Consider the following 14,804-nt stretch of genomic DNA (forward strand, 5'->3'; position numbering starts at 1 on the left):
AGGACTCCCCTGACTTTCCAGCCCTCGCTCCCGCCGCAGCCCCTGAGCCCCCTCGACGGTCGCTACCGCGGTGCCGTCACCGGACTCGCCGACTTCCTCTCCGAAGCCGGGCTCAACCGCGCGCGCGTCGAGGTCGAGGTGGAATGGCTGATCGCGCTCACCGACCGCTCGCTCTTCGAGACGAGCCCGCTGTCGGACGCCGACAAGGAGCGCCTGCGCGCGCTGTACCGCGACTTCGGCCAGGCCGAGATCGACTGGCTCGCCGAGAAGGAGGCCGTCACGCAGCACGACGTGAAGGCCGTGGAGTACCTGGTGCGCGACCGTCTCTCGACGCTCGGACTCGACGCGATCGCCGAGCTCACGCACTTCGCCTGCACGAGCGAGGACATCAACTCCGCCTCCTACGCCCTCACCGTCAAGCGCGCGGTCGAGGAGGTCTGGCTCCCGGCCCTCGACACCGTGATCGCGAAGCTGCGCGAGCTGGCGGTCGAGCACGCCGACGCCGCGATGCTGTCCCGCACGCACGGCCAGCCCGCCACGCCCTCGACCATGGGCAAGGAACTCGCGGTGTTCGCGTGGCGGCTGGAGCGCGTCCGTGCGCAGATCGCCGGCACCGACTACCTCGCGAAGTTCTCCGGCGCGACCGGCACCTGGTCGGCGCACCTGTCCGCCGACCCCGACGCCGACTGGCCCACCATCGCCCGCGAGTACATCGAGGGCCTGGGGCTCGGCTTCAACATCCTGACGACGCAGATCGAGTCGCACGACTGGCAGGTCGAGCTCTACGACCGCGTGCGGCACGCCGGTGGCATCCTGCACAACCTCGCCACCGACATCTGGACGTACATCTCGCTCGGCTACTTCGCGCAGATCCCGGTCGCCGGTGCCACGGGCTCGTCGACCATGCCGCACAAGGTCAACCCGATCCGCTTCGAGAACGCCGAGGCGAACCTGGAGATCTCCGGCGCCCTGTTCGCGTCGCTCGGGCAGACCCTCGTCACGAGCCGCCTGCAGCGCGACCTCACCGACTCCACCACGCAGCGCAACATCGGTGTCGCGTTCGGGCACTCGCTGCTCGCGCTCGACAACCTGCGCCGGGGACTCAACGCGATCTCGCTCTCGCGCGACGTGCTGCTCGCCGACCTCGACGGCAACTGGGAGGTGCTGGCCGAGGCGATCCAGACGGTCATCCGGGCCGAGGTGGTCGCCGGGCGCTCCACCATCACCGACCCGTACGCGCTGCTCAAGGAGCTCACGCGCGGGCACCGCGTCGGCGCGGCCGAGCTCGCGGCATTCGTCGAGGGTCTGGAGATCGGCGACGCCGCCAAGCAGCGCCTGCTCGCCCTGACCCCCGCGACCTACACGGGTATCGCCGAGCGCCTCGCCCGCTGAGCCCGCGCGCGGTCAGCCGGAGTACGACTCCACGCGGTCGCGCGGCATGAACGACGCCGCGAGCAGGGTGAGCAGCGCGGTCACGGCGACCGCGATGAACACCCCGACCGACGCGTGCACGATCGTGCCGGGGTCGTCCGGCCCTGCCCCCTGGGAGATGATCGCGTTCGAGATCGCCCCGAACACGGCCACCCCGACCGCGCTGCCTGCCGAGCGGGCGAACGCGTTCATGCCGGTCACGGCGCCGCGCTCACCCCACTCCACCGACGACTGCGCGGCGATCAGGGTCGGCGCCGCGCTCCACCCCAGGCCGAAGCCCAGCACGAACGCGATCACGGCGAGCACGTACGGGTTCGGCCACGACGCGACCGAGGCCAGGACGATCGCCGCGACCGAGGCGATGCTCATGCCGATCAGCGTGGTGCGGCGGAAGCCGATGCGCAGGTACAACCGCCCCACGTTGGCCGCGGCGATGGGCCACCCGAGCGTGAGCGCGGCCACGGCGAGGCCCGACAGCAGCGGCACGATGCCGAGCGAGCCCTCCAGGTAGGTGGGCGCGAAGCTGGTCACGCCGATCATGAGCGCCCCCACGCCGAGCGACACGAGGGTCGTGGTGAGGATGAGCCGGCGCGAGACGAGCCGCAGGTCGACGATCGGCTCCGGTGCCCGCCGCTCCACCAGCGCGAACAGCACCAGGGCCGCGATCCCCGCCCCGAAGCACAGCGCGCTCGGCGCCGACAGCCACTCCCAGGCGTTGCCGCCCTCGAGCAGCCCGAGGATCACCCCGGTCAGGCCGACCGTCAGCAGCACGGCCCCGAGGTAGTCGATGCGGTGCCGTTGCGTCTGCTTCTGCTCCGTGTACCGCCGCAGCAGCACCCACGCGGCTAGCAGGCACAGGGGGATGTTGATCAGGAAGATCCAGCGCCACGCGTCGAGCTGTGCGAACACGCCGCCGAGGGCCGGTCCGACCACCGACGACACCGCCCACACGCTGGCGATGTAGCCCTGCACCTTCGCGCGCTCGGCGACCGTGTAGATGTCGCCGACGATCGTCATCGACATGGGGGCGACGGCTCCGGCGCCGAGCCCCTGGACCACCCGGAACGCGATGAGCGCCGGCATGCTCCACGCGAGACCGCAGAGGATCGAGCCGAGCAGGAACAGGGCGATGCCGAGCAGGATGATGGGCTTGCGTCCGACCGTGTCCGCGAAGCGCGAGTAGATGGGCACGCTCACGGCCTGGGCGAGCAGGTACACCGAGAAGAGCCACGGGAACTGCTGGTAACTGCCGAGGTCGCGCACGATGCTGGGCACGGCGGTGGCCAGGATCGTGGCGTCGATCGCGATGAGACCCGTCGAGAGCATCAGCGCCGCGAGCACCGGTCCGCGTTCCGAGCGGAGTCCGACGGAGGCGCGATCGATGGGGGTGCTCACGTCAGGCACAAGCCGCCCGCCCGCCGGAGTATTCCGACGGACGGGCGGCTGAGGGTCGTCACTTCGCGGTGCCGGAGCGCCCGGGGGCCTGGTCGTCGCTGTCGGGCTTCTCGGCCGGCTCCGCGTCGTACAGCACCGGCCGGTCGATGGTCTTGGTCACATCGGCCGGGTCGACCGCGAGGATCAGCATCGCGAGGATCAGCAGGGTCACGATGAACGCGGAGCCGCCCACGACCAGGCTCAGGGCCAGCGGCGTGAGCCCTTCGTACGTACCGTTCGCGATGGCCGTGTTCACGCGCAGGGTGAAGGCACCGGTCGACACCAGCGTGACCACCATCGCGAACACGCCGCAGCCCAGCGCGATGCCGAGCAGGTGGAGCGGACGCAGGATGTCCCGCCGGGTGGGCTTCTCGTCGCTCATCGCTCTCCTCCGTGCTGGACCGGCTCGCTCTGGTCGTCGTGGGGGACCTCAGGCGCGTCGGCGCGCTTCGGGGTCAGTCCCGCAATGCCGAGGAAGACGGCGACGATCGCCGCGTAACCGCCGAACATGCCCACGCCCAGGATGATGCCGGAAAGCACGAACGTGCCCGCCGCGTCGATCGTGTACTCCTGCACGAACCCGGCCGGGATCAGCAGCATCACCACCGCCAGCAGGAGCGTCAGCGCGCCGACCGTGATCGCGTCGCGGGCGAGCATCCCGCCGACGCGACGCGCCCGGATGCCCGCGAGCAGCTCGATCCCGCCGCTGAGCACCGCCCACGAGATCACCACCACGAAGAACACGTCGTCCGTGCGCCAGGCGGGGACGCCGCTCGCCATGCCGGCGAGGGCGCTCACCACGGCGAGCAGGATGGAGGACCAGCGCGAACCCGCGGGCAGCACCAGCCAGGCGGCCAGCACGTGCACGAGCGCCGTCACCAGCACGAACCCGCTGAACACCGACAGCCCCACCGGGGCGGAGTGATCCGACGAGAAGGTGATCATGAGGGCGGCGACGGCCGCGAACAGTGCGCGCAGCAGTTGCACGTGGCGCATGGTGAACGCGCGAGCAGGGGCAGACATGCAGAGTCCTCCGGGGTTTCCCCCCAGTCTACGCGGGGGCGGGAGACGCCAGCGCCGGGCGGATGCGCGTGAAGCCCGGCGGATCTCCCCAGATCGATTGCCGGGCTTCACGACATACGCAGCACGGGGGGCGTCACTGCGTCGGGCCGGACGGTCGCGGGGTCGGGCACCTCCCCCACACGTCAGAGCCCAGTGACCCACGTGCTCGCTCGGTCCCCTGAAGCGTGCTCGCGCGGTCTTATGCTCACTCTAGGGAAGTGTTCTTCACATACCGGACGGGGGGTTGTGATGGAGTACACGAACGGTGGCGTGCCGCGCCCACCCGGGCGCAGCGCCTTCGCCAGGGCACTGCGCGACGCGATCAACGCGAGACCCGTGACGCTCTCCTGGCTGCAACGCCAGCTCAAGGCACGCGGCAACCGGGTGTCGATGGCCACGCTGAGCTACTGGCGCTCCGGGTCTCGCCGGCCGGAGGGCGCGCAGTCGCTCGCGGCGCTGGCCGACATCGAGGACCTGCTCGGCCTGGAGGACGCCGCACTCAGCCGTCTGCTCCGCCCCAACCGCACCGGACCGCTCGGGGTGAGCGGCTTCCCCATCGACCACCGCGAGATCGAGCAGGCCGTGATCGACGCCTACACGGCGATGGGCAGCCCGTACCCCGACACGTCACGCGAGCTGACCACGCACTCGGTCACCGACGTCGACGAGCGAGGCAACGTGTCCTTCTGCTCCACCAGGAGCATCGTGCAGTCCACGACCGGCACCATCCACGCGATCCCGTTCCTGGAGATCATGCCGGGGCTGCCCTCCCCCGCCCCCATCCTTCGGGCGGTGTCGGGCGGGCGTTTCACCCGCCACTACTCGCACCCGGGCGGCGAGGTGCACGGCGCGCTGTTCGAGCTGGACTTGCCGCTGGAGGCGCCCGACACGGCGATGGTCGAGTGGTCGGTGGAGTACCCGCCGGGGTCGCCGCCGTCGCGCGACACCGGGCACGCGGTGGGCCGCCAGTGCCGGGAGCTGCTGGTGTGGACGCGATTCCACCCCGACGCGGTGCCCGACTGGTGCGAAGAGGTCGTGGAGACCCCGGACGGCCGCTCGGTCTCGCCCGTCCCGCTCACCCGCGGCACCTCCGTGCACCAGGTACGGCGCGCGTTCGGCCCGGGCGCCCTCCAGCTGCGCTGGGGGTACGGGCCCGCGGACGCGGAGGTTCAGCCGGGCTGATCGCCCGTCGCAACCGGACGACCGGGGGTGTTCGACCACTGGCTCCACGAGCCGGGGAACACCCGGGCGTCGATGCCGACCTCGTGCAGCACGAGCGCCGTGTGCGCCGCGGTGACCCCGGAGCCGCAGTACGCCGCAACAGGGGTGCCGCGGGTGACGCCGACCCCTTCGAGCGTGGCGAGCACGGTGTCGCGGTCGAGCACTCGGCCGTCCGCATCGAGATGCAAACCGGTCGGGAGGTTGATGGCACCGGGGATGTGTCCGGCCACCGGGTCGAGCGGCTCGGTCTCGCCACGGTAGCGCTCGGGCGCGCGCACGTCGAGGAGCACGCCCGACTCCGGGAACGCAGCGGCCTCGTCGATCGTGAGGGCGTCGTCGCCGATCTCGTCGAGCACCACATCGCCCGGCTCCGGGATCACGTCGTCGGTCGCGGTGCCGTACCCGGCGGCCGTCCAGGCGCGGAGCCCGCCGTCGAGCACGCGCACAGGAACACCGGCCTGCCGGAGCAGCCACCACGCGCGAGCCGCCGCGAGCCCCTTCGTGTCGTCGTACGCCACGACCGTGTCGCCCTCGCGCACGCCCCACCGGCGCGCGGCCGCCTGGAGCGTGGCGGTCGACGGCAGTGGGTGGCGCCCCGCGTCCGGCTCGCCGTGCGTGGACAGCTCCGTGTCCAGAGCCGCGAACACCGCGCCGGGGATGTGACCGGTGAGGTAGTCGGCGTGCCCGGCCTCCGGTCGATCGAGACGCCAACGCACGTCGATCACGCGGACGGGCGCCTCACCGGCGAGGAGGTCGTGCAGTTCGGTCGCGGAGACGAGGTCGCTCATGCTGCGAGGCTACCGACTCCCCGTGCGTCTTCGGTTCGTCGCGTCATCCGGCGACACGGCCGAGAAGCGTCGCGGGAAGCGCGCACGAATCAGCGCCAGCGCAGCGGCAAGCTCAGGTGCGCGGAACATCGCCAATGCCGAGACGTAGACCGCCCCACTGAGCAGACCGATCGCGATCGTCCCGAGAACACCCGGGAGCTTGTCACTGACGAACCAACCAGCCTGACCGCCGAGTGCGAGATACAACGCCCACCCCGCGAGTGTCGCTGGCACTGCTGCCAAGAGACACCGCGCCAGTGGGCGAACCCAATCTTGGACGTGAAGACCGCCGAGTCTCCGCCGGAGCAACACCACGGCGATTGCGCTCTGGCCGATCGACGCGACCGACTGCCCCAGAGCGACGGCTGCTGCAAGTGATGTGACCGGGAGGATATGCAGCTCATGGAGCAGCCACGCGAGGCTGGCGGTCGCGATCACGACTGCGGTCTGGAAGAGCGTGAACCAGAACGGCGTACGTGTATCTCCGAGCGCATAAAAGGTCCGCTGCACGATGAATAGAACGGCGAGCGGTACCAGACTCAACAAGTAGCAGCAAAGGACGAGAGAGGCCTCCGCTGCATCGTGTGGCGAATTCGTAAAGACGCGCGAAGCGGGCACGGCAGCCGCGACTAAGGCCGCCAGTGCTGCGAACAAGAAGAACCCCAGTGTTCTGATGCTCCGCGAAATGTCCCGCCTCATTTCGGGATATGCGCCGAGCGACGCGTGCTCGGACAATCGCGGTAATAGGGGGTTCCGATCGACAGCACGATGATCGAATACGGCAGCATGAAGACGAGCCAGGCATTGCTCATCACGGCCGATGCGGCGCCCTGGCCGGATGCCTCGTTTGCGACCCAGCTCTGATAGAAGCCCGCGCCGAGGCTGACCAATGCCATAAGAAGAGTCCAGCTCGCCACGCGGCCAAGATCGCCCAGCTGGGCGCCCCGCCACCGGAAGTCGATCTCCAGCCGGATACCGGTTCTCCTCCAGAAGAGAAGGAGGACCAGCGCTTGCAGGGCAATGCCGCCGGTCGCTACGCCGCCTAGTGACGCGATCATGCCCGGGCTCCATTCCGCCACTCGCGCAAGGTTCTCGCCGAATGCCATACCGATGAGCAGGAATCCGATGATCGACAAGATGTTGTTCGCCACCGGCGCCCAGGCGAACGGGCCAAAAATGCCCTTGGCATTCAGCACCTCACCGAGCAGCGCATACAAGCCGTAGAAGAAGATCTGCGGGAGACACCAATACGCGAACGCGGTGGCGAGGGCGATCTGAGCGGTGTTCTCAGGGCGCAACTGCAAGGAGACCAGCCAGGGTGCCACAACGACGGCCGCGCCCGTCATCAGCAGGAGAATAGCTCCGCCCATCGTGACCAGCTTCGATACAAACTCCTTGCCGTCTTGGCGCCGCGATGCTCGGACGATCTGGGGCACGATCACGGCCGTGAGGATACCGACGGAGATCAGCCCGAAGATGCTGTTAGGAAGTTGGTTCGCCACGGAGAACGCGTCGGCGACCGCCGATCTGTTCGAGCCGACCACACCAACGAGAACGACCGTCCGCAGGAGACCGGTTACCCGGGAAGCAAGAGTGCCCGCTCCGAGCATGATGCTTCCGCGTTCCACCCCGACCATCCGCTCCTCGGTTCCGCCGTCGGGGGCCGATGATGTCACGTCGCTTCTCCTTCGAGTAGCGAGATGCCCGGGTTTATTCGCGGACCCCGTCGGGAATAGAAGCGGGCGGCGGGCGTTGCACCCCGCATGATTGAAAGTTCAACCGTCGCGCCGGCTGCCACCGAACGGACCCGCGTGCGGGTGCCGCTGCGCTTCGGCGACGGGTACACCACCACGGCCGACGTCGTGACCTTCGACGGACTGGTCGACGGACGCGAGCACCTGCTGCTCGGCCTCGGCGACTGGCGCGCGGCGCTCGACCGCGCGGCCGAGGGCGGCGATGCCCCGCTCGTCCGCCCGCACAGCGAGTGCCTCACCGGCGACGTGTTCGGCTCCGAGCGCTGCGACTGCGGCCCCCAGCTGCGCGAAGCGGTCGAGCGGATCGCCGAGCAGGGCGGGTTCCTGCTGTATCTGCGCCAGGAGGGTCGCGGCATCGGCCTCTACGCCAAGCTCGACGCCTACGCGCTGCAGGACGCCGGTCTCGACACGTACGAGGCGAACGTCGCCCTGGGTCACGGCGAGGACGAGCGCGACTACACGGTCGCCGCGCAGATGCTCCGCGCCGTCGGGGTCGACGGCATCCGTCTGCTGAGCAACAACCCCGACAAGGCCGTGCAGCTCGAGGCGCTGGGCATCCGCGTGACCGAGCGCGTGCCCACCGGCGTGCACCTGTCGGAGTCGAACTCGCGCTACCTGCAGGCCAAGCGCGACCACACCGCGCACACGATCGACCTGTCGGCGGCGTGACCGGCGGGGAGGACACCATGACGGCCCAGCGCTCGGAGCGGCGGCTCGACGACACGGAGATGGCGACGTGGCTGCCCGTCATTCGCTTCGTGCAGCTGCTGCCCCAGGTGCTCGACCGCACTCTCAAGGACGAGGTGGGCCTGAATCACGCACGCTACGCGATCATGGTCACGCTCGCGGGGCGCGACGACGGCGCGGTGACCATGACGGAACTCGCACGCATCGCCGGTCTGAGCCGTTCGCGGCTGAGTCACGCGCTCGACTCGCTGGAGGAGCGGGGGTGGGTCGAGCGCACGTCGTGCAGTACTGACAAGCGCACGCTGTCGGCCGCGCTCACCCCCGCGGGCAGGGAGATGCTGCGCACCGCCGCCCCCGTGCACGTGGAGCAGGTGCGCGAGCTGGTGCTCGACCCGCTCACCCCCGCGGAACGCGAACAGCTCCAGTCGATCCTCACGAAGCTGCTCCCGGGTGTGACCGCGGCGCTCTGAGGCGTTCTGCTCTGAGCAGAACGCCTCGAACCCCGCCGAGCGCCCGGATTATCGTGAGGCATGGCCGACATCGTCCCGTTCCCCCGCGCTCCCCGTCCCGCCCGTCCCCAGCCGAGCGACCCCGAGCCGCTGTGGCGGCAGCAGCTGGGCGACCAGCTCCGCCGTCGGCGGCACGACCGCGAGGAGACCCTCACTGCCACCGCCGAGAAGGCCGGGGTGTCGCCGCAATACCTCTCCGAGGTCGAGCGCGGGCTCAAGGAGCCGTCGAGCGAGATGATCGCCGCGATCGCCGGAGCCCTCGACACGAGCCTGGTCGAGCTGACCAGCGCCGTGGCCGACGACCTGCGCGCGACTGCGGCCCCGGCATCGGCATCGGCTGCGGTCTCGGCCTCACGCGGCGCGTTCGCCCTCGCGGCCTGACCGCGCACGCGGCGCCCGGCTTCGTCGCCGCGTGCCCTCCCCGGTGGAGCCCGGTGTCGCCGTCGCGCCGCCGCACGCCCCGCCCGCACGCGCCGCCCGGTGGAGCCCCGGGGCCGACGCGGCACCGCGGCGTCGGCCCCGGGTCCGGGCGTCACCCCGCGTCGCGCGGCCCGAGCACGGTGTCGATCAGGCCGTACTCCTTCGCCGCCACGGCCGTGAACACCCGGTCGCGGTCGGTGTCGACGCGGAGCTCCTCGAGGGTGCGACCGCTGTGCCTGGCCAGGATCGCCTCCATGTCGGACCGCACCCGCACCACCTCGTCGGCCGCGAGGATGAGGTCGGGGATCGCACCCCGCGACTGCCCGGCGGGCTGATGCAGCACGATGCGCGCGTGCGCGAGAGCGGCCCGCTCCCCCGGCGCCCCTGCCGCGACGAGCAGCGCCGCCGGACCGATGGCCTGGCCGACGCAGGTCGTGGCGATGCGGGGACGGATGTGCTGCATCGTGTCGTAGATCGCGAGCGCCGCCCCGGGATCGCCGCCCTCGCTGTTGATGTAGAACTGCACCGCGGAGTCGGGGCTGTCGGCATCGAGGTGCAGCAGCTGTGCGATGAGCGCGTTCGCCACGCCCGCGTCGATGCCGGTGCCGAGGTAGATGACGCGTTCGGCCAGCAGGTGCGAGTACACGTCCATGACCCGCTCGCCGCGGGGGTGCTGGGCGATCACGTTGGGGATCGTGTAGCTGCTCATGCGTCCGCCCCCAGTCCCACGCGCGCGCGGCGTCGCGGCATGATGTCGGCCGTCGACTCCACGATCCGGTCGATGAAGCCGTACTCCTGCGCCTGCGTGGCGGTGTACCAGCGGTCGTGCAGGGAGTCCTCGAAGATCCGCTCCACGGGCTGACCGGTGTCGTGGGCGATGAGTCCGAGCACGGTGTCGCGCATGTGACGGAGGTCGTCCGCCTGCGCTTCGATCTCGACCGCGGATCCGCCGATTCCCGCTGAGCCCTGATGCATGAGGATGCGCGCGTGCGGCAGCGCCCGACGCTTGCCCGGTGTGCCCGCCGACAGCAGGAACTGTCCGGCGCTGCACGCGAGGCCGAGCGCGAGGGTCGAGACGTCGTTGGGCACGAGCCGCATGAGGTCGCGGATCGCGAGCATCGACGGCACGGACCCGCCGGGAGAGTGGATCCACAGGGCGATGTCGGCGACGGGGTCCTCTGCCGAGAGGCTGAGCAGCTGCGTCATCAGCAGCGTGCCGTTGTCGTCGTCGAGGGCGCCGTCGAGCACGAGCACGCGCTCGTGGAAGAGCGCGCGCCGGGCTTCCTGGCTGAACTGGGGTATGGGTTTCTCGTCGCTCATGACCCCAGCCTCCGCCGCTCCGGGAGCCGGTGGGTCGGTCTCCGCCGTGGGCGGATCCGCCGTGGGCAGAGGACGTGTGCGCTGCCCGAAAGCCGCGCGTAACACCCCCGACTCACGACGTTCCTAGCCTCGAGCACATGGCGAGACAGAAGGCACCGGAATGGCAGTGGTCGGAAGACGGGATCAACTTCCGCACCCGCAAGTGGGTGCGCCCCGAAGACCTCAACGCGAACGGCACGCTGTTCGGCGGCAGCCTGCTGAAGTGGATCGATGAAGAGGCGGCGATCTACGCGATCGTGCAGCTGGGCAACTACCGCGCCGTGACGAAGCACATCTCCGCGATCACGTTCGAAGCGTCGGCGGTGCAGGGCGACCTGATCGAGATCGGCCTGCAGGCGACGCGGTTCGGCACCACGTCGCTGACGATGCGCGCGGTCGCCCGCAACATGATCACCCGCAAGCGCATCCTCACGATCGACGAGATCGTGTTCGTGAGCCTGGACGAGGACGGGATGCCGACCCCGCACGGCTATCGCGAGATCACCTACAACCGCGATCGCATGCCCACGGAGCGCATCGCCACCGGGACGGTCCGGCTGCCGAAGCTCTGAGCGGACGCCGCCGGGGGGAACGGCGTCCGCTCAGAAGAGAAGGGGTCAGGGGTCAGGCGGCCAGGGCGAGCGCGCGGCGGTGGCTGATCCGGTGCCCCACCCAGAACCCGATCGCGATGAGCCCGGCGAGCGCGACCCCGAGGATCCACGGGAGCATCGACGGCGCGGCGCCCGCGGTGGCGGTGGCGAGCGTGCCGGAGCCGTCGGCGATGCGCCCGTTGCCGGAGGCGAGGTCGGCCGCGCCCGCTTCGAGCGTCCCGCCGCCCGCGGCCAGGTCACCCGATCCGTCCGCGACCGCGTCGGCTCCGGCGCTCAGCTCGCCCATGCCCGTGTGGAGGGCACTCGCGCCGGACTGCAGCGTGCCGATGCCGGTGGCCAGGGTGCTGGCGCCCTCGTCGAGCCGGCCCGCGCCGTCGTCGAGTCGCACGGTGCCGGCGTGCAGCGTGGAGGCACCGGTCGAGAGCGTGCCGAGGCCCTGCGTGAGCTTCGTGGCTCCGGCGCTGAGCTGGGCGGTTCCGGCCTGGAGCGCCTGCGTGCCGGCGACGAGCGCGGGGGCACCCTCCGGGGCGACCAGGGCGACCGTTCCGGGCCAGCCGAGTGCGGGGTCGCCGTTGGCGATGGCGTTGACCCCGGCCGTCACGCGCGCGGCACCGTCGGCCGCGCCGATGAGTCCCTGCGCGAGCGAGGGTGCGGCGGCGGCCGGGGCCGCGAGGGCGTCGACGGCCTGATCGACTCCGGCCGCGAGCTGCGCGAGCTGCTGCAGCTGCACGTTGGTCGGGTCAGCGGCGAGCATCCCGGCGAGGCTGTCCGCGAGTTGCTGCGACCGACCGGGGGCGGCCGTCGCGGCGTTCTGCAGCGCGGTCTTCGTGTCGGGATGGGCAAGCGTCTGCACCGAGGTCGTCACTCCGGCGGAGGGTGTCGCTCAGCGTGGTGGCACCCGCCAGCACGCCGGTCGTGTACTGGTGCGCGCCCGTCACGCCCGCCGACAGCCGGGTGGCGCCCGCGACGAGCTGCTGCGCGCCCGCATCGGCTGCGGCGGCACCGGCCGCGAGGTCCTGCGATCCGGCGAGCGCGGTCTGCGCGCCACCGCTCAGGCGGCTCGCACCGGCCTCGGCGTTCGCGGCGCCCGCGGCGAGGTCGCCCGCACCAGCAGCGAGGGCCGTGGCTCCCGCCGCCGCGGTGGTGGCACCGTCGCTCAGCTTCTGCGAGCCGTCCTCGGCGCTCGCGGCACCCGCGGCGAGGTCCTGCGTCCCGTCGGCGAGGGTCTGCGCGCCGTCGGACAGTTCGGCGGCACCGGCCGCAAGCTTCGCCGACCCGTCTTCCGCGGCGGTGGTGCCGTCGGCGAGCTCCGCGGCGCCGGCGGCGATCTTGCTCGTGGTGGCGAAGAACAGCAGGATCATGGCGGCCAGCAGCAGGCTGAGCACGATCACGGCGATGCGCATGCCGAGGCCGTGCGCGTGGGGTGTTGCACTCGTCATTGAGGACTCCCGGGTGGTGTGTGGCGTCGTTGCCACGGGCGACTGTAGGGCCCCGGTCCCCCGCCGCACCGGAATTGCCGGACGATACCAAGTCCCAGCGTACGCGGGACTCAGTTTCTTGTGGCGGATGCACAAAGCGGCGTCCGCGCCCCCACCCCGCGAACGCCGCCCCGCGCCGTCGCCGCTAGCCCGGCAGGGAGGCGCCGCGGCCGGCCACCGCGACCGGGTCGGCGCCGTCGCCCGTCGAGCGCTCGGCGAGCACCGCGAACGCGCGGTCCAGGTCGGCGATCAGGTCGTCCGCGTTCTCGAGGCCGATCGACAGCCGCAGCACGTCGGCGGCGGGTCGTGCCTCCGGGGGCACCGGACGGTGCGTGAGAGCGGCAGGGTGCTGGATCAGCGAGTCCACGCCCCCGAGCGACACGGCGTGCGTGAACAGCGAGGTCGCCGACGCCACCGCCGACGCCGCCGCGTACCCGCCCCGCATCCGCATCGCGATCATGGCGCCCGTGCCGCGCATCTGCCGGCCGAGGATCCCGCGGGGATCCCCGTCGAGCCCCGGGTAGAAGACCTCGGCGACCTCTGGTCGGTCGATCAGCCACTGCACGAGGCGGCGAGCAGTGTCCTGCTGCTGCCGCACGCGCACGGGCAGGGTCGTGAGCCCGCGGTGGAGGAGATATGCGCCGAGCGGGTGCAGCAGCCCCCCGGTCACGGCACGCACTCGGCGCAGCGCTTCTGCGGTCTCCTCGTCACAGGCGACGACCCCGGCGATGACGTCGCCGTGGCCGCCGAGGTACTTGGTGGCGCTGTGCAGCGACATCGCCGCGCCCAGGTCGATCGGGTTCTGCAGCACCGGGGTGGCGAACGTGTTGTCGACCACGACCGGGACGTCGCCGGCCTGGCGCACCACGTCGGCGATGTCGGCGATGTCGAGCGTGGGGTTGGCGGGCGTCTCGACGACCACGAGCCCGGTGTCGGGGCGGATCGACGCGGCGACCTCCTCGGGGCGGCAGTACGTGGTGTCGACGCCGAGCAGCCCCGAGCCCAGCAGGTGGTCGGTGCCGCCGTACAGCGGACGGACCGCGACCACGTGGCGGGTGCCCGTCGCACCGGTGCGGGCGAGGATCACCGCGGTCATGGCGGCCATGCCCGACGCGAACGCGACCGCGGCCTCCGCGTGCTCGAGCTCGGCGAGGGCCTCCTCGAAGCGCGCGACCGTGGGGTTCCAGAGTCGGGCGTAGACCATGCTGCCGTCGGCGGGCGGAGGGCCCCCGGTGGCCATGGCCTCGTACGAGTCGCCCCCGCGCTCGACATCGGGCAGCGGGTTGGTGGTGGACAGGTCGATCGGCAGCGCGTGGACGCCGAGCCCCTCCAGGTCGGAGCGGCCGCTGTGGACGGCGATCGTGTCGGGATGCAGCGGTGCGGTCATGCCTCCACGTTGCCGGAAACGTGAGAGAACCGCCGGAATTCGACAGCATCCGCGGGAACGGAGGCCTGATCCGATATTCTGTGCAACATCCGGCGGGCGGGAGGGCGGCACCTTGGCGAAAGCGCAACTCGACGAGACCGATCTGGAGCTCCTCGCGGCGCTGACCCGCGATGCCGAGATCACGAACAAGGCTCTCGCGCATCGGCTGGGGTTGGCCGAGTCCACGTGCGCGCACCGCGTGCGGGCACTGCGCGAGCGCGGCATCATCCGCGACACCCGCGTGCGGGTCGACGGCGCGGCGCTCGGATACCCGCTGCAGGCGATCATCAAGGTGCGCCTCGCCAATCACACGGGGCCGAAGGTGACGGCGCTCTTCGACGCCCTCGTCGCGGTGCCCCGCGTGCTGCAGGTGTTCCACGTCGCGGGCGTCGACGACTTCCTGGTGCACGTCGCGGTGGAGGATGCGACGGCGCTGCGCGACATCGTGCTGGAACACATCACGATCCACCCGGTCGTGCGCGGCACCGAGACCCAGCTCGTGTTCGAGCTCCGCGACGGCACCGGCCTGCTCCCCCGCTAGCTCATCCCCTTCCCGTCACCGACCGCTCTTACCCGTTCTGCCTC

Annotated in this window: 16 protein-coding genes and 1 pseudogene; 7 read left to right on the forward strand and 10 right to left on the reverse strand. The window is 71.2% G+C overall.

Going from position 1 to position 14,804, the window contains the following annotated elements; all coding sequences use genetic code 11:
• The first annotated feature begins 9 nt into the window (after positions 1 to 9).
• Positions 10 to 1,392 carry an adenylosuccinate lyase gene (gene purB, locus KV394_RS04435; RefSeq protein WP_247982838.1) on the forward strand — a complete coding sequence of 461 codons (1,383 nt, stop codon included), beginning with the start codon at positions 10 to 12 and terminating at the stop codon, positions 1,390 to 1,392.
• Positions 1,393 to 1,404: 12 nt separating this feature from the next.
• On the opposite strand, the gene KV394_RS04440 is transcribed toward purB, so the two are convergent.
• From KV394_RS04440 to KV394_RS04450, 3 genes are all read right to left on the reverse strand, one after another.
• Positions 1,405 to 2,757 (reverse strand): MFS transporter, encoded by a 1,353-nt coding sequence (locus KV394_RS04440; protein ID WP_378803840.1) that lies wholly within the window; start codon positions 2,755 to 2,757, stop codon positions 1,405 to 1,407.
• Between the two features lie 127 nt (positions 2,758 to 2,884).
• The gene (locus KV394_RS04445; protein WP_247982403.1) at positions 2,885 to 3,247 is read right to left on the reverse strand and encodes a hypothetical protein; all 363 of its coding nucleotides are present in this window, start codon (positions 3,245 to 3,247) and stop codon (positions 2,885 to 2,887) included.
• On the reverse strand, positions 3,244 to 3,888 hold the full coding sequence (locus KV394_RS04450) for an acyl-CoA synthetase (RefSeq protein WP_136036388.1): 645 nt from the start codon (positions 3,886 to 3,888) through the stop codon (positions 3,244 to 3,246). Before KV394_RS04450 ends, KV394_RS04445 begins: the two co-directional genes overlap by 4 nt.
• Positions 3,889 to 4,176: 288 nt before the next feature.
• On the opposite strand from KV394_RS04450, the gene KV394_RS04455 reads away from it, so the two are divergent.
• Positions 4,177 to 5,109, forward strand: a complete 933-nt coding sequence (locus KV394_RS04455) for a hypothetical protein (RefSeq protein ID WP_247982404.1) — start codon at positions 4,177 to 4,179, stop codon at positions 5,107 to 5,109.
• Here the strand turns inward: KV394_RS04455 and KV394_RS04460 are convergent.
• Positions 5,097 to 5,936 carry a sulfurtransferase gene (locus tag KV394_RS04460; protein ID WP_247982405.1) on the reverse strand — a complete coding sequence of 280 codons (840 nt, stop codon included), beginning with the start codon at positions 5,934 to 5,936 and terminating at the stop codon, positions 5,097 to 5,099. The genes KV394_RS04455 and KV394_RS04460 overlap by 13 nt on opposite strands.
• A 9-nt stretch (positions 5,937 to 5,945) precedes the next feature.
• Positions 5,946 to 7,612, reverse strand: a pseudogene (gene murJ, locus KV394_RS04465) (murein biosynthesis integral membrane protein MurJ).
• Between the two features lie 126 nt (positions 7,613 to 7,738).
• Between murJ and KV394_RS04470 the strand changes: the two are divergent.
• The 3 genes from KV394_RS04470 to KV394_RS04480 are packed head-to-tail and all read left to right on the forward strand — an operon-like array spanning position 7,739 to position 9,306.
• A complete protein-coding gene (locus KV394_RS04470) occupies positions 7,739 to 8,398 on the forward strand; it encodes a GTP cyclohydrolase II (protein WP_136032021.1) in 660 nt (219 codons plus the stop codon).
• Positions 8,399 to 8,415: 17 nt separating this feature from the next.
• On the forward strand, positions 8,416 to 8,886 hold the full coding sequence (locus KV394_RS04475; RefSeq protein ID WP_136045102.1) for a MarR family winged helix-turn-helix transcriptional regulator: 471 nt from the start codon (positions 8,416 to 8,418) through the stop codon (positions 8,884 to 8,886).
• 60 nt (positions 8,887 to 8,946) lie between these two features.
• Positions 8,947 to 9,306 (forward strand): helix-turn-helix domain-containing protein, encoded by a 360-nt coding sequence (locus KV394_RS04480; protein WP_247982406.1) that lies wholly within the window; start codon positions 8,947 to 8,949, stop codon positions 9,304 to 9,306.
• A 151-nt stretch (positions 9,307 to 9,457) separates the two neighbouring features.
• Here the strand turns inward: KV394_RS04480 and KV394_RS04485 are convergent, their stop codons facing one another.
• Together KV394_RS04485 and KV394_RS04490 are read right to left on the reverse strand one after the other, a co-directional pair.
• Positions 9,458 to 10,054, reverse strand: coding sequence for a ClpP family protease (locus KV394_RS04485; RefSeq protein WP_136028998.1), 597 nt, complete (start codon positions 10,052 to 10,054; stop codon positions 9,458 to 9,460).
• Positions 10,051 to 10,665: a ClpP family protease gene (locus tag KV394_RS04490; protein WP_136029000.1), complete on the reverse strand. Its 615-nt coding sequence runs from the start codon at positions 10,663 to 10,665 to the stop codon at positions 10,051 to 10,053. The genes KV394_RS04485 and KV394_RS04490 overlap by 4 nt, the downstream gene beginning before the upstream one ends.
• A gap of 137 nt (positions 10,666 to 10,802) precedes the next feature.
• On the opposite strand from KV394_RS04490, the gene KV394_RS04495 reads away from it, so the two are divergent.
• Positions 10,803 to 11,276 (forward strand): acyl-CoA thioesterase, encoded by a 474-nt coding sequence (locus KV394_RS04495; RefSeq protein ID WP_136029001.1) that lies wholly within the window; start codon positions 10,803 to 10,805, stop codon positions 11,274 to 11,276.
• 52 nt (positions 11,277 to 11,328) lie between these two features.
• Here the strand turns inward: KV394_RS04495 and KV394_RS04500 are convergent, their stop codons facing one another.
• From KV394_RS04500 to KV394_RS04510, 3 genes are all read right to left on the reverse strand, one after another.
• Positions 11,329 to 12,069 carry a hypothetical protein gene (locus KV394_RS04500; RefSeq protein ID WP_247982407.1) on the reverse strand — a complete coding sequence of 247 codons (741 nt, stop codon included), beginning with the start codon at positions 12,067 to 12,069 and terminating at the stop codon, positions 11,329 to 11,331.
• Positions 12,056 to 12,754, reverse strand: coding sequence for a hypothetical protein (locus KV394_RS04505; RefSeq protein WP_247982408.1), 699 nt, complete (start codon positions 12,752 to 12,754; stop codon positions 12,056 to 12,058). The genes KV394_RS04500 and KV394_RS04505 overlap by 14 nt, the downstream gene beginning before the upstream one ends.
• Before the next feature lie 184 nt (positions 12,755 to 12,938).
• Positions 12,939 to 14,180 carry a trans-sulfuration enzyme family protein gene (locus tag KV394_RS04510; protein WP_247982409.1) on the reverse strand — a complete coding sequence of 414 codons (1,242 nt, stop codon included), beginning with the start codon at positions 14,178 to 14,180 and terminating at the stop codon, positions 12,939 to 12,941.
• A 112-nt stretch (positions 14,181 to 14,292) separates the two neighbouring features.
• Between KV394_RS04510 and KV394_RS04515 the strand changes: the two genes are divergently transcribed.
• Positions 14,293 to 14,760 (forward strand): Lrp/AsnC family transcriptional regulator, encoded by a 468-nt coding sequence (locus tag KV394_RS04515; protein ID WP_136029008.1) that lies wholly within the window; start codon positions 14,293 to 14,295, stop codon positions 14,758 to 14,760.
• The last annotated feature ends 44 nt before the right edge of the window (positions 14,761 to 14,804 follow it).

Source organism: Microbacterium sufflavum, assembly GCF_023101165.1.
Classification (GTDB): domain Bacteria; phylum Actinomycetota; class Actinomycetes; order Actinomycetales; family Microbacteriaceae; genus Microbacterium; species Microbacterium sufflavum.

Coding starts and splice junctions, on each gene's coding strand:
- KV394_RS04490 (WP_136029000.1), bottom strand. CDS start 10,665: ATGAGCGACGAGAAACCCATACCCCAGTTCAGCCAGGAAGCCCGGCGC.
- KV394_RS04485 (WP_136028998.1), bottom strand. CDS start 10,054: ATGAGCAGCTACACGATCCCCAACGTGATCGCCCAGCACCCCCGCGGC.
- KV394_RS04480 (WP_247982406.1), top strand. CDS start 8,947: ATGGCCGACATCGTCCCGTTCCCCCGCGCTCCCCGTCCCGCCCGTCCC.
- KV394_RS04450 (WP_136036388.1), bottom strand. CDS start 3,888: ATGTCTGCCCCTGCTCGCGCGTTCACCATGCGCCACGTGCAACTGCTG.
- KV394_RS04475 (WP_136045102.1), top strand. CDS start 8,416: ATGACGGCCCAGCGCTCGGAGCGGCGGCTCGACGACACGGAGATGGCG.
- KV394_RS04510 (WP_247982409.1), bottom strand. CDS start 14,180: ATGACCGCACCGCTGCATCCCGACACGATCGCCGTCCACAGCGGCCGC.
- KV394_RS04460 (WP_247982405.1), bottom strand. CDS start 5,936: ATGAGCGACCTCGTCTCCGCGACCGAACTGCACGACCTCCTCGCCGGT.
- KV394_RS04500 (WP_247982407.1), bottom strand. CDS start 12,069: ATGCTCGCCGCTGACCCGACCAACGTGCAGCTGCAGCAGCTCGCGCAG.
- KV394_RS04455 (WP_247982404.1), top strand. CDS start 4,177: ATGGAGTACACGAACGGTGGCGTGCCGCGCCCACCCGGGCGCAGCGCC.
- KV394_RS04505 (WP_247982408.1), bottom strand. CDS start 12,754: ATGACGAGTGCAACACCCCACGCGCACGGCCTCGGCATGCGCATCGCC.
- KV394_RS04495 (WP_136029001.1), top strand. CDS start 10,803: ATGGCGAGACAGAAGGCACCGGAATGGCAGTGGTCGGAAGACGGGATC.
- KV394_RS04470 (WP_136032021.1), top strand. CDS start 7,739: ATGATTGAAAGTTCAACCGTCGCGCCGGCTGCCACCGAACGGACCCGC.
- KV394_RS04440 (WP_378803840.1), bottom strand. CDS start 2,757: ATGCTCTCGACGGGTCTCATCGCGATCGACGCCACGATCCTGGCCACC.
- KV394_RS04445 (WP_247982403.1), bottom strand. CDS start 3,247: ATGAGCGACGAGAAGCCCACCCGGCGGGACATCCTGCGTCCGCTCCAC.